Genomic DNA, 24,219 nt, shown 5'->3' on the forward strand with positions numbered 1-24,219 from the left:
CACGTATGTATCGAATAATTGTTTAATGACGTTCTTGTGAAAGTGCAGATTGCAGAGCTTGTTCAAATCGTTCCATTACCAGTGCACATTGCTCATCATCGATGATCAACGGCGGTAACAAGCGGATCACGTTGCCCTGCCGTCCTCCCCGTTCCAACAACAGCCCGTGATCGAAGCAGTGTTTCTGGATGGCCACAGCAAGGGTAGGGTCGCCTGGATAGCTGTTCAGCCGATCAGGGGACTGGCGCTCATCGACGATTTCGATGCCGAGCATCAACCCGCGACCTCGTACCTGGCCGAGGGCCGGATAACGCTGCTGCAGTGCTACCAGCCGGGTCTTGAGCCAGGCGCCACGCCGTTCGGCCTGGGCAGGCAAATCCTGCTGCTGCAGGGTATTGAGCGTCGCCAGGCCCGTGGCCATGGCCATCTGATTGCCCCGAAATGTACCGGTGTGGGCGCCCGGCTGCCACGCATCGAACTCTCGCTTGAGGCCCAGCACGGCCAACGGCAATCCACCGCCCACGGCCTTGGACATGACAATGATGTCCGGCTCGATCCCGGCGTGCTCGAACGCGAACATCTTGCCGGTGCGGCCAAAGCCCGCCTGGACTTCATCGATGATCAGCAGGATGCCGTGCCGCTGGGTGACCTCGCGGATGCGGCGCAACCATTGCGGCGGGGCACAGTTGACACCGCCCTCGCCCTGCACCGCCTCGAGGATCACGGCCGCCGGCAGCGACACTCCGCTTTCGACGTCCTCGATGAACTGGGTGAAGTAATAGCCCAGCGCTTCGATCCCGGCTTCGCCGCCGATGCCCAGCGGACAGCGATATTCATGGGGGTACGGCATGAATTGCACGCCCGGCATCAAGGATGCCACGGCGTCTTTCGGCCCGGTGTTGCCCGTTACCGACAACGCACCATGGGTCATGCCGTGATAGCCGCCGCTGAAGCTGATGATGCTGCTGCGCCCGGTGAACGTCTTGGCCAGCTTGAGCGCCGCTTCCACCGCGTCCGCCCCGGACGGCCCGCAGAATTGCAGGCAGTAGTCACGCCCCTGCCCAGGCAACAGGCTCAACAACTTTTCACTGAAGGCGTCCTTCTGCGGCGTGGTGAGGTCCAGGGTATGCATCGGCAGGCCCGAGGACATGAAGTAATCGATGCTGGCCATGATGTCCGGGTGGTTATGGCCTAAGGCCAGAGTCCCGGCTCCCGCCAGACAGTCGAGGTAGGTCTTGCCCTCCACATCCGTCACCCATGCGCCATGGGCCTTGGCGATGGCCAGGGGCAACTTGCGCGGGTAACTGCGCACATTGGATTCGAACTGACCCTGGCGGCGCAGATAATGGGCATTGTCCTTCTGCAAAGAATCGATGCGTGCAACGCTTTCATTCAACATGAGAATCAATCCTGATTAAGTCCCGATATGCAAATTATTCTCATTCGCTGATGAGCGCAATATTTATTTCAAATAAATTGGAAGTTTCGGATTCGATTGTTATTGGAGTAACGCGCAGGAGGAGTTCACCGAAGTGAATTGGAGTATTCAGGAATAAACGTATAGAAGAAAGGCAATTTAATATCGCTACCGAAAGCCGTTTAATCAGCTTTTATATCGAATGACAGGCCTCCGATAATTGCAGATTAATATCAATTATATCCAAGCGATATATGACGATAGAAAAACAGCTCCCTCCATGGAGCTGTACAGCGGTGTTAGAAATCCACGGTAGCCGACAGAAGGTAGGTGCGCGGCGTCGACAGGGTCAGACCCGGCTCACTGTCATCCGACGCCCCGGCCGAACTCCAATAGCGCTTGTCCGCCACGTTCTCGACGTTGGCACGCAGGGTGATGTTCTTTTCATCGACCTTGAAGCCGTAGCGTGCACCGACGTCGACGCGTACCCAGGAATCGATGTCCTTGGTGTTGGACTGATCCAGGTACTGCGAACTGGAATAGATGCCGCGACTGGTCAAGGTCAGGCCCTGCACAGTCGGCACGTCCCATTCGGCGCCCAGGTTGACATTGTATTTGGGCGTGGCCGGCGCACGGTTGCCATCGTAAGTGCCGCCAGAGGTGTCGGTCAGCTCGCTGTCGATGTACATCACACCACCGAGCAGGCGGGTACCTTTGAGAGGTTCACCGAATACGCTCAATTCCGCGCCGCTGTTTTCGCGCTTGCCATTGGGGCCGAAGACACGTGTCGTGGCGTCGGTCGCGTAGGCCGGCTGCTTGATCCGGAACAGAGCCGCAGTCAAGGCGAACGGACCCGCGTCGTACTTGGCTCCCACCTCGACCTGGCGGCTGATGAACGGCGGGAAAATCTCATCCTCGTTGATCGAGGTTGATGGCGCGATCTTGCCCTGGCTCAGGCCTTCCATGTAGTTGGCGTACAGCGACAACCTGTCGGTGGCCTTGAACAGGATGCCGCCCGATGGCGAGACTTTTTCCTCGTCATAGGCAGTTGCACCTTTGACGCCCGCAGCCCAGTCGTCCACTTCCACCCGTTGCCAGCGGGCGCCGAGGGTCAGCAGCAAACGGTCATCGAAGAAGCCCAGGGTGTCGGACAACGCCACACCGCTGAAATGGTTCTCGGTGTAGACCTTGTCATCCTTGCGCGTAGGGGTGCCTGGCGTCGTGGTTTCCACCGGGTCATACAGGTTGCTGCTGCCGTTGGCATAGCGGGCGCCGCCGTTGGTGAAGTCCATGTAGAAATAGCTGGCGGCCAGGTTGACTTCATGACTTACCGGCCCGGTGTGGAACCAGTTGCGCACCCCGACATTGGCTGTACGGACACTTTCATCCCGAGAGAAATCACGGGGGGAAACAGTGAAATCGCCTGCATCATTGGTTATCGAAACATTATGCCGAAGAAAATCATGGTGACTCTCACGCGCACCGACACCGCCATACAGCATCGTCGAGTCGCTGACATCGTACTCGGCGTTCACCATGCCGAAGGTGTCGTTGGTGCGTGCCTTGCTCCAGGGCTGGGCATAGTTGCTGCGCACATCGCTGGCATGGGGGACCTGTGCGTTGGCGCCGACCTGCACACGTTCCTGCGGCGCGTCGGTATCGCGCTCGGTGTGGCCGATGTCCGTGGAGACACGCAGCCGCTCACCGCGAAAATCCAGGCCAACCACGGCCATCTCACGGTCCACGCTCTGGTGATCCCATTCGGTGTCGCCGGACTGCTTCACACCGTTGAAGCGGATGCCGAACTTGTTGTCCTCGCCAAAGCGTCGGCCGACATCCACGGCACCGCCGAGCTGGTTGTTGGACGCGTAGCTACCGGTGAACGAAGTGATGGGCTTGTCGGTGGCATGCTTGGGCACCACGTTGATCCCGCCGCCTACGCTGCCTCGCGGCGAAATGCCGTTGATGAGCTGGCTCGGTCCCTTGAGGATGTCGACGCGCTCGGCCATTTCCATGTCGATCGTATAGGTCGGCAGGATGCCGTAAAGGCCGTTGTAGGCCACATCGCTGTTGAACAGGCTGAAGCCGCGAATGGTGAACTGTTCATACCGCCCACCCGCCGGGTTGGTCGCACGCACCGAGGGGTCGCTGTTGACCAGGTCGCCCAGGGTCCGGGCCTGTTGGTTCTTGACCGTCTCGCTGGTGTAGGTGGTCATGCTGAACGGCGTTTCCATGAAGTCACGCGAGCCCAGCAAGCCCTGGGAGCCACGACGCGCGACCTGGCCGCCGGCATACGCCTCGCCCTCCTCCGAGCTGGCGGCGCCGAGAATCGAGGTAGGCGCCAGTTGCAGGCTGCCGCCCTCCGGTGCCGGGGCCAGGATGTAGGCCTGTTCGCCCACCGGTTGCAGTTGCAGGCCGGAGCCTTGCAACAACCGGGCGAAGCCCTCCTCCACGCCATACTCTCCCGAAAGCCCGGCGCTGTTGCGAGCGCTCACCAGGGCCGGGTCCACCGACAGGTTGACACCCGCCAGCCCGGCGAAGCGGGTCAGCGCCGCGCTGAGGCTGCCCGCCGGCACCTGGTAGCTGCGCCGGGCCGCTTCCTCGGCCTGGCTGGATGAGATGAAGAACGGGCTGGCGCTCAGGCTCAGCATGAGACTCAGGTTCAACAGCGGACGCCAGCCGGCAAGGGCCGGGCGAACATGCAAAGGTACTACTGCGGACATTGGAGGAAGCTCTCGTTTTTGTTCACTTGCCTTGAATGACAAGCGAGACAAAAAAAGGGGACAGGCATCAGGCGATATTTTTGCGAAGCGACAAGGTGACCCAATAACGGGTACGCATCTGCACGTCGAGCGGCAAGCTGGCCGAGAGCAAAGCAAGGACTTTATCGGTGTTTTCCAGGCGGAAACTGCCGGTTACCCGAAGCGATTCCAGGGCATCGTCCCAGCGCAGCACGCCCGGGCGATAGCGGCCCAGCTCACGGAGAAAGTCCCCCAACGGCTGGTTCTGTGCCACGAGCACCCCCTCGCGCCAACCCGGTTGCGTCAGGTCGACCCTGGTCACCGGCCCTGCGCCCGCGGCGTGAAGGCTGGCCTGTTGGCCCTCCTCCAGCGATAGCACAGGTCCGTGCAACGGTTGCAGCTGTGCCGAACCGCTGACCACCGACACCCGGCAACCTTGCTCGCCCAGGCGCACGCAGATTTCGCCCCGGCTGACGGTAATCAGCCCATAGGGCACCTGGACGGCCAATGGCGTGACACCGCTGACCTTCAGGGCCATTTCTCCCTGCACCAGCACCAGGCGCCGGGCCTTGAGGTCCAGGTTCACGGCGCTGTCGGTGTTCAGTTGCAAGAGGCTGCCATCGACCAGCGACCAGCGTCGCTGTTCACCGATGGCGGTGTGCAGATCGGCACGCCAGGCTTCCAGTGGCAACGCTCGGCCCAGCATCCAGGCCGTCGGGACCAGTGCGGCGACGCTCAATGCGCGCTTGAGTACGGCACGCCGGGGCAAGGCTGGACGATCCAGAGTCGCCATGCCCAGCGAAGGCGGCACCCCGGCGAAGCGCTGACGCAGCCGCTGGGCCTTCTGCCAGGCCGCTTCGTGGTGGGCGCTGCTGTCGCGCCAGCGTTGCAGGCCGGCGGCGTCGAACTCGTTGCCGCCGAACTCCATCAGGGTCAGCCAGCGGGCAGCCGCCCGGGCGACCTCCCGGGCCTCGGATGACGGGGCCGGGCGAATCAAAAGTCCACCAGCAGGCAATGCTCATAGGCCTGGGCCATGTAGCGCTTGACGGTGCGTTCGGACACCTGCATGCGCTCGGCGATTTCCCGGTAGCCCAGGCCTTCGAGCTGGCTCCACAAAAAAGCCCGCCGCACCTGAGGCGGCAGGCCATCGAGCAATTCATCCAGGGCATGCAGGGTTTCCAGCAGCAGCCAGCGTTGCTCCGGAGACGGAACGCACTCTTCGGGCAGGCTTGCCAAGGCATCGAGGTAAGCCTGTTCCAGGTTGCGCCGGGTATAGAAATTACTCAGCAGCCGCTTGCCCACCGTGAGCAGATAGGCCCGTGGTTCGTGCAGGTCCGCCAGGGGTTGGGCGCTGGAGAGTACCCGCAGGAAGGTATCCTGGCGCAGATCCGCCGCATCCCAGGCGTTGCCCATGCGCCGCCTCAACCAGCCTTCCAGCCAGCCGCCATGATCACGGTACAACGCATGTAGGGAGTGCTCCGTCGGCGTAGCTGCATCAAACATGTCAAGAGGCCCTGGGCATGGATATCTTAAATGAGACTGATTCTAATTAATGTTCACGAGCTAATCCAAGCCCTTTATGCGGCGAAATGTGTAAATGCGCGGAAACCGAGGGTTGTGATGCAAGCTGGGCCACCGCTATCGCGAGCAGGCTCGCTCCCACATTGTTCCCGGTGAACCCACTTTCCGCGTTTGACCGCCAATCCCCGTGGGAGCGAGCCTGCTCGCGATGGCGGTCTGTCAGCCTGCATTTTTGGTGACTGGTCGGGCGCTTTCGCGAGCAAGCCCGCTCCCACGGGGATCTTTCTGACACACAAAAAAAAGCGCCCTTTGGATCAAGGGCGCTCGGTGGCGAGGGATATCAATGGCTGGCGTGCAGGACTTGCGGCACTTCCGGCATGGCCGAAGAATGATGGTTGATGATTTTCCACTGCCCGTTCAGGCGCTCGTAGAGGTAGGTGTAGCGCGCCTGCACGTCCTTCTTGCTGCCATCGGCATTGGTCAGGGTGAAGGTGTAGACCCCGCTGTCCATCGCCGCATCGGGCCCCAGGTGGCGGATTTCCCGGTAGTTGATCTGGCCGACCGGCTTGCCCACCAGGAAGTGTTCGAAATAGTCCTGGATCTGCGCCGGCGTGGTGCGCACCTTGTTGGAAAGGGTCGGTTGCAGAATCGCATCCGGCGCGTAGAGGCTGGTCATCGCGCTGGCACTGCCGGTCTGCAGTGTCTTGTTCCACCGGTCGAACAGCGCAGCGATCTCCCGGTCGTTCACGTTCTTGGGTTGTTCGGCCACGGTGCGATACACGAAAGGCGTGGCATCGGCGGCATGGACAAAAGGCGTGGTCAGTACAAAAAATGTGGCGAGGGCCAGGGTTTTCATTTTCATCGTAGCGTTCCTTTCGGTATTAATAGCGTCGGTTTCAATGACCCCACTTTGCCGTTCGCCACAGCCTCCGCCATCGGCCAACCGGTGCCGATCGACTATGCCGATCGGCAGATAGGCCCGGCACCGATGACGCGTTCTAATACCGACGTCACGACCGGACCGGTCCCCTTTACGCTGGAGCCCCCATGCAGAGCCCACCCCATGATCCCGGCAGCGCCCTGGCCATCCGTAGCCAGTATCGTCAGTCGCAAAGCCGCGCCGCGCGCCTGGGCCTGTTGCTGGGCACCGGCCACGAACTGACCCGCTTGCCCTTGGCACAGATGCGCCAGCGCGTGGTGCAACGGGCCTGCGCGTTCATCGCCATGGACCATGGCCTGTTGTTGGAATGGACGCCTGATCAGCCGGCAAGCGCCCTCGCCTGCCATGGCAGCGGCGAGCGCCTCGACTGGCTCGCCAGCCTCGCTGATTCACCGGTCCCGGGTCCGCAATGGCTCGAATACCCCGACAGCCCCCTGCCCCAGATCCTGCGGGTCCCGCTGCGAGCCGCCGACGGCACGGTGTTCGGCGTGTTGTTGCTGGGTAACAGCGTAGTCATCAGTGCGCCCGACAACGAAGACATCGAATCCCTGCAACTGCTGGCGACCCTGCTGGCCGCCCACCTGGAGAATCATCGGCTGCTCGAAGCCCTCCAGGCCCGCGAGCGCACCATGTCCGAACTGGTCCACCGGTTGTTCACGGCCCAGGAAGACGAACGCAAGCGCGTGGCGTATGACCTGCACGACGGTCTGGCGCAGAACCTGGCCGGCCTGCATCAGCGCCTGCAGGGATTCGCCGGACGCTGCCCGGTGTTGCCGCCCGACCTGACGAGCGAATTGCAAACCATCCTGGCGTTGGCCCAGGGGTGTGTCGGTGAGGGCCGGCAACTGATCGGCGGCCTGCGCCCCCACGTGCTGGATGATTTCGGCCTGTACAAAGCCGTCGACAAGGAAGCCGATCGCCTGCGCGAGGCCGGCTTGACGGTGGACTGGCTCGAACACAGCGCCGCGCGTCTGCCGGGCAATACCGAAATTGCCCTGTTCCGCATCGCCCAGGAAGGCATCAATAACATTCTCAAGCACGCCCGGGCCGCTCACGTGAGCCTGGGACTCTCTATCGGCGCTGGCCAGGCCGTCCTGCGGGTGGAAGACAATGGTCGTGGCTTTGTCCTGGAGCAACCCATCGAAACCAACGGCACTCGCCATCTGGGCCTGGCTGCCATGCAGGAGCGGGCCATCCTGCTGGGAGGCCAACTCACCTGTCTCAGCCAACCCGGCGACGGCACCCGATTGTTGGCCAGCGTGCCACTGCCTCTCGACGGAGCACATCCATGACCTCTCCTTTAAGGCTGCTGTTGGCCGACGATCACGAAGTCACCCGCGCCGGGTTCATCGCCTTGTTGGCCGGCAGCACCGGGTTCGAGGTCGTCGGCCAGGCCCGCGATGGCCAGGAAGCCCTCGACCTGTGCGAGCGATTACAGCCGGACATCGCCATTCTCGACATCCGCATGCCGGTGCTCAACGGCCTGGGCGCGGCGCGCATCCTGCAGCAGCGCCAACCGGCCATCAAAGTGGTGATCTTCACCATGGACGACAGCCCCGACCACTTGGAGGCGGCCATCGGTGCGGGAGCCGTCGGTTATCTGCTCAAGGACGCCAGCCGTGACGAAGTGCTGGACGCACTCAAACGCGTCGCCCGGGGCGAAGAAGCCCTGAACAGCTCCGTCAGTGCGCGCCTGCTACGGCGCATGACCGAACGAGGTGCCGGCGCCGCAGCACCGCTTCAGGCCCTGACCGCGCGGGAACGCCAAGTGCTGGGGCTGGTGGCAAGCGGCTTCAGCAACCGTGAAATCGGCGAAAAGCTCGGCATCGCTGCCGGTACGGCCAAGGCCCACGTGGAACGGGTCATCGGTAAGCTGGGGGCCGCCGACCGGACCCAGGCCGCCGTGCGCGGCATCGCCCTGGGATTGGTGGCACAACCCGCCGGACAATGGCCATGAAATATCTCGCCGCCCGCCGCTGGGCCGACTTGCCGCTGCGGGGCAAGGCGCTGGTGGTGATTTCCCTGCCGCTGGTGGTGCTGCTGCTGTCACTGGTGCTGATCTACACCACCGAGCGCCAGACCGCCCGGGCCGAAGAGGATGTTCGTCGGGTGTTGCGCGTGCAGGGCGATATCCAGGCGGTGCACACCCTGCTGGCAGAGGCGGCAGCCAGCGTGCGCGGCTACCTGCTGACCCGGCGGGAGGACTTTTTGCCCGGCTATGAACAGGCCACGCTGTTGATCGAAGCCGCATTGCAACGCCTGGACCACAACGTTCGCGACGCCAGGATGCGCGAACATCTACGGACCATCACGCCGCTGATCGACGAGAAACTCAGCGGGCTGGTTGAATTGCGCAGCGGCAAGAGTGGCGACACCGAGGCCATCACCGCGCTCCTGATCAAGAACAAGCAAGTGCTGGATGTGCTGCGCGAGCAGATCAACGCCATGCGCATTCGCGAAGATGCCCTGCTCGCCGAACGCAGCGCCGCCGCCTCCGCCACCCGCATGCGCTTGCTGTTCGCCACGCTGCTTGCGGCGGTGTGCGGGTTGTTCGGCGCGATTGTCGCGGTGCTATTCCTGTCCAAGGGCATCGTTGCCCGGGTGCAGCAGGTACAAGGCAATGCCCAGCGCCTGGCGTTGGGCCAACCCTTGCGGCCACAACCGCCGGAACAGGATGAAATCGGCCAGCTGGGCACCCGCCTGGTGGAAGCCGGGCAGTTGCTTGCCGAACGCGAGCGAGCCCTGCGCGACAACGAAGAGCGCCTGCGGCTGATCATTGATGGCGTGAGGGACTACGGGATCTTCGCCCTGGACGCCAAGGGTCATGTGATCACCTGGAACGCCGGCGCCGAACGGATCAAGGGCTACACCGAGCAGGAGATCATCGGCCGGCACTTTTCACTGTTCTACCTGGCCGAAGAGTGCCCGGCGCATCCGGATATGGCCTTGCGCGAAGCCACCCGCGACGGGCATTACATGGAAGAAGGCTGGCGCTGTCGCAAGGACGGCAGCCGCTTCTGGGCCAGCGTGGTCATCACCGCCCAATACGACAGCACCGGCGCCTTGCGCGGTTTCTCCAAGATCACCCGCGATATCACCGACCGGCGCGCCGCCGAGATTGCCCTGAGCACGGCCCGCGAAGAAGCGGAAAGCGCCAGTCGGGCCAAGAGCGAGTTTCTGTCGCGCATGAGCCACGAACTGCGCACGCCCTTGAATGCCATCCTCGGCTTCGCGCAATTGCTGGACATGGATTCCACGGCCGGCCAGCGTCCCCAGGTCAGCCACATCCTGCGCGCCGGCCAGCACCTGCTGGCACTGATCAACGAAGTGCTGGACATTGCCCGGATCGAAGCCGGTCGCTTGCCGCTGAACATCGAACCCATCGCCCTGGCGACCGTCCTGCATGAAGCCTTGACGCTGGTTTCGCCCATGGCCGCCGACGCCGGCATTCGCCTGGTCGAACTGCCCGCGCTGCCTGAGGGCAGCGGCGTGCTGGCCGACCGTCAGCGGCTGGTCCAGGTACTGCTCAACCTGTTGTCCAACGCGATCAAGTACAACCGGCCCGAAGGTGAAGTACGCATTGAAGTGACTGTCCTGGACAAACGGGTGGCCATTGCCGTGAGCGATACCGGGCGCGGCATTGCCCCGGAGCAACTGGACCAGTTGTTCAAGCCGTTCGAACGCCTGGGCGCCGATCCCCAGGTCGAAGGCACCGGCCTCGGCCTGTCCCTGAGCAAGAGCCTGCTGGAGATGATGCAGGGCAACCTTCAGGTGCACAGCGTGCCGGACCAGGGTTGCTGTTTCACCTTGCAGTTACCGGGTGCCCAGGTCGTCACCGCGCATTTGCCGCCTATCGCGACCCTGACGGTCACCCGTCCGCCTGTTGAGTACCACGGCAGGGTCTTGTGTATCGAGGACAACCTGTCGAGCCTGGCGTTGATCGAAACCCTGATGCAACGCCGTCCCGGCATCCAGTTGTTGTCGAGCATGCAAGGCCAGATGGGCCTGGACCTGGCACGCCAGCATGCGCCACAACTGATTCTGCTGGATGTGACCCTGCCCGACCTGGAAGGCCTGGAAGTCCTGCGTCGCTTGCGCCAGTCCCCGGCCACCGCGTCCACTCCGGTACTGATGATTACCGCCGATGCCAGCGACCTGACCCGTCGAGCCCTTCAGGATGCCGGCGCCACGGCGATCCTGACCAAACCCATTCATATCCAGGCCTTCCTGGCCCACCTTGAACGTTATTTACCGGAGCCCGCATGAATCGCGACTTGCGCATCCTGATCATCGACGACCAGCGCCCCAACCTGGACCTGATGGAGCAACTGCTGGCCCGGGAAGGGTTGCATAACGTGCTGAGCAGCACCGAGCCCCTGCGCACCCTGGATCTGTTCAACAGCTTCGAGCCGGACCTGGTCATCCTCGACCTGCACATGCCGGCGTTCGACGGTTTCGCCGTGCTGGAGCAACTCAACCGACGGATCCCGGCCAATGATTACCTACCGATCCTGGTACTGACCGCCGACGCCACCCGGGACACTCGCCTGCGCGCCCTGGCCCTCGGTGCCCGGGACTTCATCAGCAAACCCCTGGATGCGCTGGAAACCATGCTGCGCATCTGGAACCTGCTGGAAACCCGGGCGCTCTACAAGGCATTGCGTGAGTTGATTCCTGCCCAACAGATCGAGTTGTTGCGCCAGCATCGACCGGCGGTCGATCAGGTTTAGAAAGGCTTTTGTGGGAGCGAGCCTGCTCGCGATAGCGGTGTGTCAGTCAATATCAATGTTGGCTGACAGTAAGCTTTCGCGAGCAGGCTCGCTCCCACAGGGTTTTCACAAGGCCTTGGTCTTGTCATTCCTCTTCGCCGATTTCCACCACATCCCCATTCAACCGCACCGGCCACACCCGCAGGCGCTGTTCCGGGTATTCCAGGCAGTGGCCGTCTTCCAGGCGGAAATGCTGTTTGTACATCGGTGAGGCAATCACCAGTTCACCCTTGATGCTGCCCAGCAGGCCGCGGCCGATGACATTCGCACCCGACTTGGGGTCGCGGTTGTCGATGGCGTACAGCGGTTTGTCCTGCTGTTCGGGCAGGTAGAGCAGCGCTACCTGGCTACCGTCGTGCCAGGCGACCACGCCGGAGTTGGGAACCAGGTCTTCACGGCTGCACAAGGCGCGCCATTGCACCTGGGCTTCGGCGGTGGGGATACGAACGACGTTTGACTGGCTCATCAGAGCACCTCCTCGGTGACGGGAATCAGGTGAAGTTCGCCGGCGTGAACCGGGCGACGCTGGCCACGCTCGCGGACAAAATGCACATCCGGATCGCCGCGCTTGTCGTTGACGAACGTGCGGAAACGCTTGAGTTTTTCCGGATCCTTGAGGGCGTTGGCCCATTCGCATTCGTAGCGGTCGACCACCAGTTGCATCTGGGCTTCGAGCTCGGCTCCCAGGCCCAGGCTGTCATCGATGATCACGTCCTTGAGGTAGTCCAGGCCGCCCTCCAGGCTTTCGCGCCAGACCGATGTGCGCTGCAACTTGTCGGCGGTGCGGATGTAAAACATCAGGAAGCGGTCGATGTAGCGGATCAGGGTTTCGTCATCCAGATCGGTGGCAAACAACTCCGCGTGCCGAGGACGCATGCCGCCGTTGCCGGCGACATAAAGGTTCCAGCCCTTTTCCGTGGCAATCACGCCGACATCCTTGCTCTGGGCCTCGGCGCACTCGCGGGTGCAACCGGACACCGCGAACTTGAGCTTGTGGGGCGAACGCAAGCCCTTGTAGCGATCCTCCAGGGTCAGGGCCATTTGCACGCTGTCCTGTACGCCGTAACGGCACCAGGTACTGCCCACGCAGGATTTCACCGTGCGGGTGGATTTGCCATAGGCATGGCCCGTTTCGAAACCGGCTTCGATCAGCTCGGCCCAGATGTCCGGCAACTGATGCAATTGAGCGCCGAACAGGTCGATGCGCTGGCCGCCGGTGATCTTGGTGTAGAGGTCGTACTTCTTCGCCACCACGCCGATGGCGATCAGTTTGTCGGCGGTGATTTCCCCGCCGGCGATGCGCGGCACCACCGAATAGGTGCCGTTTTTCTGCATGTTCGCCATGAAGGTGTCGTTGGTGTCCTGCAACGGCACCAGCGACGGATCCATGATCGGCTGGTTCCAGCACGAGGCCAGGATCGAGCCCACCGCCGGTTTGCACAAGTCGCAACCGGTGTGCCCGCGGCCATGCTTGGCCAGTAGCTCGTCGAAGCTGATGATCCCTTCCACCCGCACCAGGGCGTACAGCTCCTGGCGGGTATAGGCGAAGTGTTCGCACAGGCTCTTGTCGACAGTGACGCCACGGGCGACCAGCTCATGTTCGAACACCTGCTTGACCAGCGCGGCGCAGCCTCCGCAACCGGTACCGGCCTTGGTGTCGCACTTGAGTTGGCCCAGGTCCGTGCAGCCGCCGTCGATGGCCGAGCAGATCGAGCCCTTGGTGACGTTGTGGCACGAACAGATGGTCGCCGCCGCAGGCAGCGCGGCCGGGCCCAGGGTCGGTGCGCCTTCGGAGCTGGGCAGGATCAGGCTGGCGGCATCCTTGGGCAAGGCGATACCGTTCTGCATGTACTGCAGCAAAGTGTCGTAGTAGCTGTTGTCACCCACCAGTACCGCGCCGATGACCCGCTTGCCGTCGGCGTCTACTACCAATCGCCGGTAACTGGCGCTGGTTTCGTCGATGAACTGGAAACTGCGCGAGCCCGGCGTGTGCCCGTGGGCATCGCCGATGGAGCCAACGTCGACGCCGAGCAACTTGAGCTTGGTGGACATGTCGGCACCGGTGAACGGTTCACCGCTTTCACCGCTCAGTTGGGCGGCGACGCTGCGGGCCATCTGGTAGCCCGGAGCGACCAGGCCGAAAATGCTGCCGTTCCAGGCCGCGCATTCGCCGATGGCGTAGATGTCCGGGTCGCTGCTCAAGCATTGGTCGTCGATCACCACGCCACCGCGCGGACCGATCTGCAGGTCGCTCTGGCGAGCCAGGGCGTCCTGGGCACGGATACCGGCGGAAAACACGATCAGGTCGGTTTCCAGGAAGTCATCGTTGCCGAAGTTCATCCGATAACGATAGTGCTCCCCGGCAGTGATGGATTGGGTACCCTTGGACAGATGCACGCCGACGCCGAGCTTTTCGATACGTGCCTTGAGGGCCAGGCCGCCCTGCTCGTCGAGCTGCACCGGCATCAGCCGTGGAGCGAATTCCACCACGTGGGCTTCCAGGCCCAGGGTCTTGAGGGCATTGGCCGCTTCCAGGCCCAGCAGGCCACCGCCAACCACCACGCCACGGCGGGCATTGGTTGCGGCGGCACGGATTGCGTCCAGGTCTTCCAGGGTGCGATAGACCAGACGGGAATCGCCGTCGGCGCCTTCGATGGGCGGCACGAACGGGTAGGAACCGGTGGCGAGCACCAGTTTGTCGTAGTTGATGCGCTTCTCGGCAGTGACGACCTGACGGGCCTGGCGATCGATCTCCAGCACTGGTACACCCAAGTGCAGCGTGACGCCTGGAGTCTGGTACAACGAAGCCTCGCCGAGGGCCAGGGATTCAGCGTCACGGCCAGAGAAATACTCGGACAGGTGCACGCGGTCATAGGCACGCATCGGCTCTTCGCTGAACACATGCACCTGGTAATGGTTGAGTGCACCGCGCTCGATCAGTTGTTCGACGCAGTGATGACCGACCATGCCATTGCCGATCACGATCAGCGTTTGCAGCTTGTTCAGGGAAGCAACGTTGGAATTCATAGAAAGCACCCGACAAAAGCCCATCACGGTTTTGAAAGCAAAAAAAAAGACGCCTGAAACCTTGCGGTTCCAGGCGTCTTTGCCTGTTCTGTGCGGTATCGACCCGACGTCTGCGCCCGATCTACCGTTCCCCCGGCCTGTTGGCGCTCGATCTTCGTTGACCGACGGGGCTGCCCATTCGATTGTTTTCGCGGTGGGCCTGGATGCTCTCTTGCAGCCAGCGTGCCAAACCGCTGTGCCATGAGAATGCCAAGGCCCTGGACGCCCCCTCGCCCCTTGTGGGAGCGGGCTTGCCCGCGAAGGCGCCCTGCCAGTCACCGCATCAAGACAGGTTCTCACCCCAGGTTCGCCAAGCGCCCACTATTGCCTTTCCATGGTGCGACCCCATCTCCCAGGCTTCATAAAAGTGCAGCGTTGCAGATCAGCGTGCAAAAAGGCTGAACCATCGCCGCCCCCTCTTTTCACAATAATGAGAAGCCTGTCCTCGCGTTGCACGGCACCGCCCGCAATGCCTGGTCAACGGCTTGCCACGAAACCCGAAAGAGGAGATTCAACGATGAAAATCAATGAAATCATGAGTCGGGAAGTTCGCACCATCGCCCCCGACACCCCATTGCGCGAAGTCGCCCGGATCATGCGTCAGGCCGACATCGGGGCATTGGTCATCAACCAGGACGATCGCATGGCCGGGATGATCACCGACCGTGACCTGGTGATTCGTGCCATGGCCGAGGGCATGGACATGAATACCCCGGTCAGCCGGATCATGAGCGATGAAGTGCGTTATTGCTTCGAGGACGAAGAGATCGACCATGTCGCCAAGAACATGGCCCAACTCGAAAAACGCCGCTTGCCGGTGGTGAACCGCGACAAACGTCTGGTAGGCATGGTTTCACTGGCCAACGTCGCCAGCTGCAATGCCGATAAGGTCAGCGCCAATCTGTTGCGAGGCGTGGCCAGGGCTCACTGACCCCACCACAAATCCCTCTGGAAGCGAGCCTGCTCGCGATAGCGGTGGGTCAGCAACATCGATGCCGGATCTATCGACGCCTTCGCCAGCAGGCTCGCTCCCACATTACTGACGCCAATCCGCCCTCCCCGCGTCTTCATAGCATGTGCCCTTTGGCAGCAGCCAGTTTCACATCCCGCCCATAGACATCCGGGACATACACCGCCTGCCCCTGGCTATCCGCCTGTACGGTCCAGTAACCCAGCAGGATTGGCATGGGCCTGGCCAGCCTGAACTCATGGGTCTGCCCATCGGCCAGCAGGGTGTCGGTGCGCAAGCGCTCGGCCGGGGTCACCAGCAGGTCCCGCAAATGCATCACTTGCTCGATCCGCACACATCCCGAACTGAACGCCCGCGGCCCCTTGCTGAACAGGGCCTGGCTGGGCGTGTCGTGCAGGTACACGGAAAACGGGTTGGGGAAGCGGATCACCAGTTTGCCCAGCGGATTCTTCGGTCCGGCATCCTGGCGCAGCATTAGGTCGCCCGGATGGTCCCAGTCGATGTCCTCGGCCAGCAGCGGCAGGCCATCGCGATCGATGATCTTCAGGTTCTGCCGACTGAGGAACTCGGGATCGCGGCGGATCTCCGGCAGTTTGTCTTCCTTGAGGATGGTTGGGGGGATGGTCCAGGTGGGATTGAGGGTCAACCTCGTCACCCGGGATTTGAGCAACGGCGTTTCCCGTTCCGCACGGCCCACCTGGGTACGGGTTTGCCAGACCGGTGCGCCGCCCTGATACACCGTCAGTTGGGCCGCCGCCACGTTGACCAGCACGCTGTCAGGCTCCAGGTCCTGGGCCAGCCAGCGCATGCGTTCCAGATTGATCCGCAACTGCTCGCGGCGCATGGCCGGGCTGACGTTCAACTCGGAGACAGTCCACGGCCCCACCACGCCGTCGGCTTGCAGCGAATGCCGCAGCTGGAAGCTTTTCATCGCCTCCACCAGGCTGGGACTGTAGTGCTCATCGCCCTCGGCCGGCGGCGCACTCAGGTAGCCTTCACTGAACAGCCGTCGCGCCAGCGCCGGTACCCGGGCGTCCTGTTTGTCCGGTTGCAACAGGGCACCTGCGGGCACCGCTTGCCATTCGGCCAGAGGCTGTTGTCGCTGTTGGGCATAGACCACCCGCAGGTTGCGGTAAAGGTCCAGGCTCGGGCGCGCCTGGTCAAAGGCTGCAGCCAGGTTGTTCAACCCAGGCCCGGCGATGGCCAGGATCATCGCCTGGCGGTCCTGGGGCTGCGGGCTGGCCTTCCACACCGGCTCAAGACGGTCCTGAGGCAAATAGCCGAAACGCAGTTCGTGCAAGGCCTGCAGGTAGCGCTGGCTGATGGCGATATCGACACAGTCCGGACTCAGGGACGCATCGTCGGCCGGCAGGCTATAGCGGGCCGGGTCCAGTCCGTCATCGGCCAGTTGCTGCAACTGGACCCGCAAGGCCATCAGCCGTTCGTCGACCGACCAGATAGCCTGGCCGGCGTTTTGCTCGTAGAACGCCTGCAAGCTCATCATCGTCGGAAAGTCGACACCCGCAGCCAGCGCCGGGCAAGCCACCGATAACCGGGCCAGGGTGGCCTGTACAGGGGGTGGATCGCCAAACGGAACGTCACCGGCCGTCGCGACCAATGGCGAAGCGAGCAATAAAAGGCTCAAGTAACATACGGGCTTTTTGAACAACTGCTTTACTCCAATCCATGGCCGTCTCGTTGACGGTTGACTTTGCGACAGGTACGACCCGCCATCATGATGCACACGAACAATTACGGACGGGATGCCACACACACACATCAGCCTGTAACCCTGCGTGGATTCTTTTCAGCCACGCTGACGCTTATCCGCCGGCTCGGCCTGGCCATGGCAGCACTGGGCGCGGTATGCGCTCCGGCGCTGGCCGGGCAAGCGAATTCTCAAACGCTTTACAACAGCCTCGCCCACGCCGCGCCGGAACTCAATCCCCAGGCGCTCAAAAGTGCCTTGAGCGCCATGCAATGCGCGGTTGCCAACGGCGCCCATCAGGCCCGCCACCTGGCAGTGATCGACTATTCGCAACCGTCCACGGCCCGGCGCCTGTGGATCTTCGACCTGCAGAAGAAGAAGCTGGTGCTGCGCGATCTGGTGGCCCACGGGCAGAAATCCGGGGAAAATTTCGCCACGCAGTTTTCCAATCGCCTGGGCAGCTACCAGTCCAGCCTGGGGCTGTTCCGCACCCAGGAAAGCTATCAGGGCACCCATGGTTATTCACTACGCATGGATGGCCTGGAACCCGGCTTCAATGACCAGGCCCGTGATCGGGCCATCGTGATCCATGCCGCCGACTACGTGAACCCGTTGTGGAGCCTGCGCCAGGGCCGTATCGGCCGCAGCCAGGGTTGCCCTGCTGTGCGCCCTCAGGTGGCACGCCAGGTGATCGACAAGCTCAAGGGCGGGCAATTCATGTTTTCCTGGTACCCGGACCCGGGCTGGCTGAAGCGTTCGGCCTATCTCAACTGCCAGCCACAGCAGGTGGCGAGCATTCTGGCTACCAGTGGTGGCTGAGCACAGTGGTATGCCTGTGGCGAGGGGATTCATCCCCTCGCCACAAAAGATTGCGCCTGATCAGCCGGTGGTTAAAATGCCGGCCTTTCGAATCGCCGGCATTGCCTGATGAACCCTGAAGCCCTTCAAACCCTGCAGACCCACTTACTGACCGCGCTGGCGTCCGTGCCGGAAGAAACCCGTCGCCTGTTCCACGGCCGCGGGCGCTGCTGGCCAGGGCTGGAGCAGATCACCGTCGACTGGCTGCAAGGGATTGTGCTGGTGTCGTTGTTCAAGGCGCCGGAGCCGGCGCAGTTGGATGACCTGATGTCCCTGCTGCTCGCCCTTGCCGCCTCGCCCGTCTGGAAAAGCAGCGGCGCCCATACGCTTGCCGTGCAACACCGCTACCTACCCCAAAGCCTCACCCAATGGCTGGTGGGCGAGCCCATCGACGAATGGACCCTGACCGAAGGTGGCCTGCGGTACCGGATCGACCTGGGCAAGAAGCAGAATAACGGCCTGTTCCTCGACATGCGCTACGGCCGCGACTGGGTCCGAGCCAATGCCGACGGCAAGCGCGTGCTGAACCTGTTCGCCTACACCTGCGGTTTCTCGGTGGCGGCGATTGCCGGTGGCGCGCAGCACGTGGTCAATCTGGACATGTCCCGCGCTGCCCTGAGCCGGGGCCGTGACAACCATCGTTTGAACGGCCATGACCTGGGCCAGGTGAGCTTCCTTGGCCACGACCTGTTCAAGTCCTGGGGCAAGGTGATCAACGGCGGCCCCTATGACCTGGTGATCATCGATCCGCCGACCTTCCAGAAAGGCAGTTTCCTGCTGACCAAGGATTACCAGCGGGTGCTGCGCCGGCTGCCGGAACTGCTGGCCGCCGACGGCACCGTCCTGGCCTGTAGCAATGACCCGGCCACCGGCCCGGACTTTCTCATCGACGGCGTCACCCGCGAAGCCTCCGGGTTGGCCTTCAGCGAACGCCTGGCCAACCCACCGGAATTTCCCGACATCGACAGTCAATGTGGCCTGAAGGCGCTGGTCTTCAAAGCGACAGTACCGGCCACCAGGCGGTGACCAGACTCCTGGTTACCCGGCGTACCAGGGCCTCGACCTCCCGGCTCTTGACCGAACGGTAGATGGCCATGGTGCGGCGCAACTGATCCTCGGTAAGGGTCACCGGCTGGCCGGCCCTCCAGTCCACATCCGCGACGGCTTCGAGCCCGGTACGACGCCAGACGGTCCGCTCGCCTTCCGTGACCGGTTCCAAGGGGCTGGGTAATTCGGGATCCGGCTGGACCAGGTTATCCAGCATGACCTGGGGCCAGCGGGACGGATCGATGGGCTCGCTGAAGGCATTCACCAGGTCGTCATCGACCGTTTCCCAGATCGCCAGTCCCTCGGTCCATTCGTGGGACATAAGGCCCAGGTAGGGCCGCCAGGTCATCTCTCCGGTACGCGGGGTTTGATCGTTGCTGTTGAAGGTATCCTGGGCGTCGCTGAGCCAGTCGATGAACGCCTCCCGGCTCATGTGCGCCTGGCGCTGCAAGGGATCGATAAAGCGATCCATCAGCGCGAAGTCCCAATGAGAGAGGTGCTCCGCCAGGAAACCCGCGAACGGCGCCCCGTCTCGGGCCAGTCGTGCACGCATCACCGACTCGAACATCGTGAAGTGCACCTCCAGCTCGCCGATGTCCGGCTGCTGCCGGTCCAGGCTGCGCATTTGCAGGCGCGTGCGCAGTTCTCGGAGTTGTACGTCGAAATCGCCAATCAAGGCAGGCAGGCGGCCATAGACGTTTTCGTAACCGATGTAGTGCTGCAAAATGGCCCCAGCCCTCTGGCGAACGCTAAACGCCAGCCCGGCGGGGGAATTTTCGTCAGCTTCACTGACGCGGCCAGAAAACCAATCGATGAAGCTCCGCATCCCGGGATCATCACGGGCGACCTCCAGTGCCCTTTGGAGCGAGGCGGAAATATAGAGCCAGTCGTCGACGGTGTAGTGAAACGCTTCGGGAAACACATTGCGCAGGGCGTTGATCTGGGCGCTGGGCAACGGGTTGTCGTCAAGCCAGACCCCCAGTGTGTCAAGGCTCGCCAAACGGTTGAGCGCTGGGAGCAGGTCATTCTGGATATTGGTGATGCGGTTGCCGCTGAGATCGACGACGAACGTATCGGAGAGGAGCACCTCGGAATGCCTGGCCAGCACCGCCAATGCCAAAGCGGGTACCCGATCCAGCCCGGTCCTGCCCAGCTCCAGCGTCATCAGGTTGGCAAGCTCGGGGAGCTCCGGCAGGTCCCGGCAGTTGTTTCCACTCAGGCGCAGTTCCTGCAAAGCGGTGGCGCTGCGTAGGAAGGCGCTGCCCTCTTCATCCAGGCGCAAGCCACAACGCGCCAGGTTCAGCGCCCGCAGATCGGGCAATGTGGTAATCACGGCCTGCAACTGCTCGGACGTGAAATCCAGATTGTCGGTCCATATGAATTCACGCAGGGACGGTAACGCAGCCAGGCTGCGAATCGCGCCAAGCACCTCGACGCTGGTGCCCGTTGCCGCGCCGCTGCTGATCCCAGACAAGTCCAGGGTCCATAACGGGATCGTAGGGTCGTCGCCCAGCAGCGGCGCGAACACATCCGCGTTCAGGTGCAACGGGTTGCGGGCCAATGACAGATCCACCAGCGCCCGCAGCTCACCCACCGCCACGGGAACAGCGGTGAGCTGATTGCCCCTCAGGCTCAGCGAATCGATACCGGGGAACATCCGCAGGAAATCCGAGGGATCCTCGACCAGCCCCAGGTCAGCCAGTACCACTTGCTCGATATGCACGAAACGCACGGAAATGGGAGGCAACCTTCCGACGTTGAGGTTCTCTAACCGCAACACCAGCTCTGCACCCTCCCTACCTGGGTCAGGCGCGCGCTGCCAGGCCCGGCGGAGCTCCCTCGCAACGACCTGGCGCTGCGCGACCAGCATGTCACGATTCAGAAGCTGCTCGGCGGGATGGTGAAAGCCTTCCTGGTCGACCCATTGGCGCAGCCCCTCGTCCAGCGTGGTCCAATCCTGCTCCAGGCGGCTGATCAACTCATTGAGACTGGTGCCCTCGAGCCCGGCCTGTTCGGTCAGGCCAAGCTGCAGCCGTTCCAGTGCGTTTCCCGCATGGGCGGGATAGAGCCGCTCCAGACGCTGACGCAGGCTGCCTTGCCACTCCTGCAACGGCAGCCGGCCACGGCCGCTGAGCGGGTAAACCAAGTGTCCGTTCAGCCATTGCGGGCGAGACCCGAAGCTGCCCAGGCGGCGCATCAACAAGTACGGACGCAGGGCTTGCCGGTCTTTCAGGGCCTGTGCCAGCAGTTGGCTGCGAAGCGAGTCCGCCTCCCAGATGTTCAGGCCCAGGGCGCTGCGAGCGTCGTCTGGCATGGCTCTGAGCAGTGCGTCCTCCAACGCCGTGGCGCTCGCCAGTTCCTCGCCGGTTTCGTCAAAGGGGCGATACAGTTCACCTTCCTGACGGATGACTTTCAGCGGCCCGGTCTCCCCCAGTGCGAGCGGGTCCGGCAGCTCTCGCAGCCACAGGCGCAGGTGTAGCCGACCTCGTAGCTCCGAGGTCTCGGCGAGCAGACTCATGACGACGCGATCTCGGTCGACGCTGCTTTCGCCGCGCTCCAGGGCCCGTAACGCACGGCTCAGACGTAGCTCACGCAAGGCTTCGGCAGCCAGCCTGCCGAGGTTTTCAGGCACCCGTCCGTCCAGCAATCGCAACCGATCCCTGCCTGAAACCTCATTGACCAGCTCGTTGGCAATGGACTCCGGCAAGCCTGGGAATACCCGGGCCAAGGGTACAGCCAATGGATCGAGCCTGGTGGACCTGGCCATCGCCATGTTCACACGTTTGGCTTCACGCTCCAGATGCTCGGCCCAGCGCCCGGCCAGCAGGCGACTGCGCTCCAGCGGCTGCAAGCCGATACTGTTTTGCCCCAACAGCGCGGTCTGTTCATCCAGGCTCAAGCCGTCCAGGACGCGAGCGGCCCAGGCATCCTGTCCAAGATCCACTTTGCTCAACAGGATGGAGCGCGTATCGGCCGCGTCTCCCACAGGGTAAAACCTCACGCCATCGTAATAGCGTAATGTCATATCTTCTGGCCATCCCGGTAGCTCCGCGAGGGTCTGGACGATGCGAAAATGCATGCCCTGTGGCGCTTCGCCACGGCGCAGGCGTTCGATGGTGTGTCGCAGCCATTGCCAGTTCTGCGCCTCATCCAGTGCGTCGACCAGTATGGCCGGCATCGGCCGTGCCTCTACTTGCAGGTAGCGCAAATGCGCCTCGCTGATACCGACCTGGCGTTGCACCGCCAGGATCGTAGGGTCGTCGAGCTCGGCGGGCGTCTCGGTAAAGGTTCGCAACAGTTCCAGGTTGCTTCGTTGCATAGGGTTGCGATGTGCCCACTGCCAGCCACGGGTGCGGCTCCATTCCAGCGGCGGCGTCACACCCCTGTGTCCGGAGGGCAGGCGCAGCCTCAGGTTGTCTTGTGTGCCTTGTACTTCAAAGTAACGATCCTCGATCCGCACCCAGGCCTCGTCCGCCGTGCGCCAGACACCCCAAGCATCCTGCTCGGCCTCAAGGGGCGGTAAACGCTGCGCTTCAAAGGGGCGCACGTCGCCATTCCACAGCCGGGTGGTGCCGTCAGCCACGGGCATGGGCTCGATGGCTGCGCCAATGAACCCCAGGTAAGCGCCTTGGGCGACCCCGAACAATGCGTTGAAGATATGCTCGATACCTTCTTGCGCATGGCCTTCGTTGAACGCCTGAATCCCTTCGAAGATTTCATACACCAGGCGCACACCACCGACCGCCGCGGCAACCATCCCGATGGGCGCGCAAAATGGGAAAAAGGTCGCAGCCACCATCAGCGAACGCTCGACCAGGTTTTCCCAGTATTCGAGGCGAGCCAGCAGCGCCCGCCAGTCCTGATCCCGGGTCGGGACCATCAGTGCCGAGGCATTGGCCAGGGTATGACCACGCCATTCATGGTAGGCGGCGTGCCAATGATCCTCGCGCACCTCGCTCAGGTCCCAGGCTACTTTGGGTGTAGGGATCCGGATGCGCCGGTGATTGCCGTCCTCTCCCCGCTCGCCCTCGCGCCAACCGGTGATACGCGCATGGAGCTCCTGGAAGAGATTGAGGTTATCGGTCACCTTCCACTCTACCTGATCGTGCAGAGCCGACCCCAGACTGGCCTGCAAACGCAGCGGGAGATAACGCAGCAAGCTCTGGCGATAACTGCGTTTACGCACCCGTTCAGTCAGCTCTGCCGACAGCGCCTGCAGACTTGGAAACTGCTTGAGCGGTGCCACGGTATCGTGGGGCATGTGCAGGACGACCGGGCGAACGCCCTTGGCATCCCCCGCCAGCCCCCAGTAGACCCGGGCACCGAACAACGGCGCGGACAGCAACTCCAGCGCCTTGACCTCGCAGGCCAGGGGCGCCACGGGGCGCGCTTCAAGATGAACGCCAACATGGGCCAGCAGCCGCTCACCGGTGTGGTCCAGGCGTCCAGCCAGCTTCGCCTCGTAGGCATCATGAACCAACAGACTGCGTGCATACGCCATGTAGGCCTTGGCCACGCCGGGAACCTCGTGGGTAATGCGAGGCAGCCTCTGTTCGAGTATCCGTCGATAGGCCCCACCGACATCGATTTGCCGACAGAGACTGGCGAAACTGGCGGGGCTCATGGCCAATAGCGCAGTGGATGATGGCTCATCCCCGCGGGAGAACTCGTCCCGCCGGCCCTGGATGAAAAGCTCGCCCTTTTTATCGAAATCCCCCCCGGCGACCGCGTCGGCGGGCGGATAGTTGCCCATGGCGGCTTCGATCACCGACAACGAGGGGTCGCTCACGAAAGAGCTGCGCCTGACCCGTGCCCGCCGGATCGCATCCGCGACAGTGCCGCCGCCGTTCACCTGGTTCCAGCCTTGCATTTGCGGCTGGACCTTGAGCAGGTCGAGGGTAAAGGTGTAGGGCGCCGGCAGGTCCTTGAGCAATGCGTTGAGTGCATCGCTGTCGTGTTGTAGTTTCCGGGTGAGCCCCCTGAAGCGCTCCTGCTGGGCGCGCGGGGCTCGTTTCAGCCAGGCGGGCAGCCGGGCCTTGATAAACTCGACATGGGTATCGAGGGTAAACATGGTGGACCTCCATCCTTGGGGGCATTGGGAATTCGGGATGTAACGTGCGCTCAACCGGCGCGAGCCCGATGCTCCAAGAAATGGCTGTCTTTTGAAACCGTGCAACCGTTG

General features: G+C 62.7%; 16 protein-coding genes. 7 read left to right on the plus strand and 9 right to left on the minus strand.

Annotated elements, in window-relative coordinates:
* Window positions 1-22: 22 nt before the first annotated feature.
* The 5 genes from FBY02_RS23275 to FBY02_RS23300 form a co-directional block, all read right to left on the minus strand.
* Complete coding sequence (locus FBY02_RS23275) at window positions 23-1,399, minus strand: diaminobutyrate--2-oxoglutarate transaminase (RefSeq protein WP_144930451.1); 1,377 nt, start codon at window positions 1,397-1,399, stop codon at window positions 23-25.
* 317 nt (window positions 1,400-1,716) lie between these two features.
* On the minus strand, window positions 1,717-4,140 hold the full coding sequence (locus tag FBY02_RS23280; protein WP_144930452.1) for a TonB-dependent receptor: 2,424 nt from the start codon (window positions 4,138-4,140) through the stop codon (window positions 1,717-1,719).
* Window positions 4,141-4,207: 67 nt separating this feature from the next.
* On the minus strand, window positions 4,208-5,152 hold the full coding sequence (locus tag FBY02_RS23285) for a FecR domain-containing protein (RefSeq protein WP_144930476.1): 945 nt from the start codon (window positions 5,150-5,152) through the stop codon (window positions 4,208-4,210).
* Window positions 5,152-5,661, minus strand: a complete 510-nt coding sequence (locus FBY02_RS23290) for a sigma-70 family RNA polymerase sigma factor (protein WP_144930453.1) — start codon at window positions 5,659-5,661, stop codon at window positions 5,152-5,154. Before FBY02_RS23290 ends, FBY02_RS23285 begins: the two co-directional genes overlap by 1 nt.
* A 358-nt stretch (window positions 5,662-6,019) precedes the next feature.
* The gene (locus FBY02_RS23300) at window positions 6,020-6,541 is read right to left on the minus strand and encodes an SgcJ/EcaC family oxidoreductase (RefSeq protein WP_144930455.1); all 522 of its coding nucleotides are present in this window, start codon (window positions 6,539-6,541) and stop codon (window positions 6,020-6,022) included.
* 185 nt (window positions 6,542-6,726) lie between these two features.
* On the opposite strand from FBY02_RS23300, the gene FBY02_RS23305 reads away from it, so the two are divergent.
* From FBY02_RS23305 to FBY02_RS23320, 4 genes are read left to right on the plus strand one after another with little or no spacing between them, the layout of a single operon-like run.
* Entirely contained in the window at window positions 6,727-7,911 is a 1,185-nt protein-coding gene (locus FBY02_RS23305; RefSeq protein WP_144930456.1) for a sensor histidine kinase, read from the plus strand.
* Window positions 7,908-8,576, plus strand: coding sequence for a response regulator transcription factor (locus FBY02_RS23310; RefSeq protein WP_144930457.1), 669 nt, complete (start codon window positions 7,908-7,910; stop codon window positions 8,574-8,576). The genes FBY02_RS23305 and FBY02_RS23310 overlap by 4 nt, the downstream gene beginning before the upstream one ends.
* Window positions 8,573-10,885 (plus strand): ATP-binding protein, encoded by a 2,313-nt coding sequence (locus FBY02_RS23315; protein WP_144930458.1) that lies wholly within the window; start codon window positions 8,573-8,575, stop codon window positions 10,883-10,885. Before FBY02_RS23310 ends, FBY02_RS23315 begins: the two co-directional genes overlap by 4 nt.
* Window positions 10,882-11,349, plus strand: a complete 468-nt coding sequence (locus FBY02_RS23320; protein ID WP_144930459.1) for a response regulator — start codon at window positions 10,882-10,884, stop codon at window positions 11,347-11,349. The genes FBY02_RS23315 and FBY02_RS23320 overlap by 4 nt, the downstream gene beginning before the upstream one ends.
* Window positions 11,350-11,473: 124 nt before the next feature.
* On the opposite strand, the gene nirD is transcribed toward FBY02_RS23320, so the two are convergent.
* Both nirD and nirB read right to left on the minus strand, forming a co-directional pair.
* Entirely contained in the window at window positions 11,474-11,854 is a 381-nt protein-coding gene (nirD, locus tag FBY02_RS23325) for a nitrite reductase small subunit NirD (RefSeq protein WP_144930460.1), read from the minus strand.
* Entirely contained in the window at window positions 11,854-14,415 is a 2,562-nt protein-coding gene (nirB, locus tag FBY02_RS23330) for a nitrite reductase large subunit NirB (protein ID WP_144930461.1), read from the minus strand. Before nirB ends, nirD begins: the two co-directional genes overlap by 1 nt.
* A 556-nt stretch (window positions 14,416-14,971) precedes the next feature.
* Between nirB and FBY02_RS23335 the strand changes: the two genes are divergently transcribed.
* The gene (locus FBY02_RS23335) at window positions 14,972-15,385 is read left to right on the plus strand and encodes a CBS domain-containing protein (RefSeq protein WP_144930462.1); all 414 of its coding nucleotides are present in this window, start codon (window positions 14,972-14,974) and stop codon (window positions 15,383-15,385) included.
* A 136-nt stretch (window positions 15,386-15,521) separates the two neighbouring features.
* On the opposite strand, the gene FBY02_RS23340 is transcribed toward FBY02_RS23335, so the two are convergent.
* Window positions 15,522-17,093, minus strand: coding sequence for a murein L,D-transpeptidase (locus FBY02_RS23340; RefSeq protein ID WP_144930463.1), 1,572 nt, complete (start codon window positions 17,091-17,093; stop codon window positions 15,522-15,524).
* A 177-nt stretch (window positions 17,094-17,270) separates the two neighbouring features.
* Here FBY02_RS23340 and FBY02_RS23345 point away from each other — a divergent pair, with 177 nt between their 5' ends.
* Entirely contained in the window at window positions 17,271-17,951 is a 681-nt protein-coding gene (locus FBY02_RS23345) for a murein L,D-transpeptidase catalytic domain family protein (RefSeq protein ID WP_144930477.1), read from the plus strand.
* 108 nt (window positions 17,952-18,059) lie between these two features.
* A complete protein-coding gene (locus FBY02_RS23350; RefSeq protein ID WP_144930464.1) occupies window positions 18,060-19,016 on the plus strand; it encodes a class I SAM-dependent methyltransferase in 957 nt (318 codons plus the stop codon).
* Here FBY02_RS23350 and FBY02_RS23355 read toward each other — a convergent pair.
* Window positions 18,985-24,108, minus strand: coding sequence for a dermonecrotic toxin domain-containing protein (locus FBY02_RS23355; RefSeq protein WP_144930465.1), 5,124 nt, complete (start codon window positions 24,106-24,108; stop codon window positions 18,985-18,987). The genes FBY02_RS23350 and FBY02_RS23355 overlap by 32 nt on opposite strands.
* Between the last annotated feature and the right edge of the window lie 111 nt (window positions 24,109-24,219).

This window comes from Pseudomonas sp. SJZ078, from assembly GCF_007828255.1.
Classification (GTDB): Bacteria; Pseudomonadota; Gammaproteobacteria; order Pseudomonadales; family Pseudomonadaceae; genus Aquipseudomonas.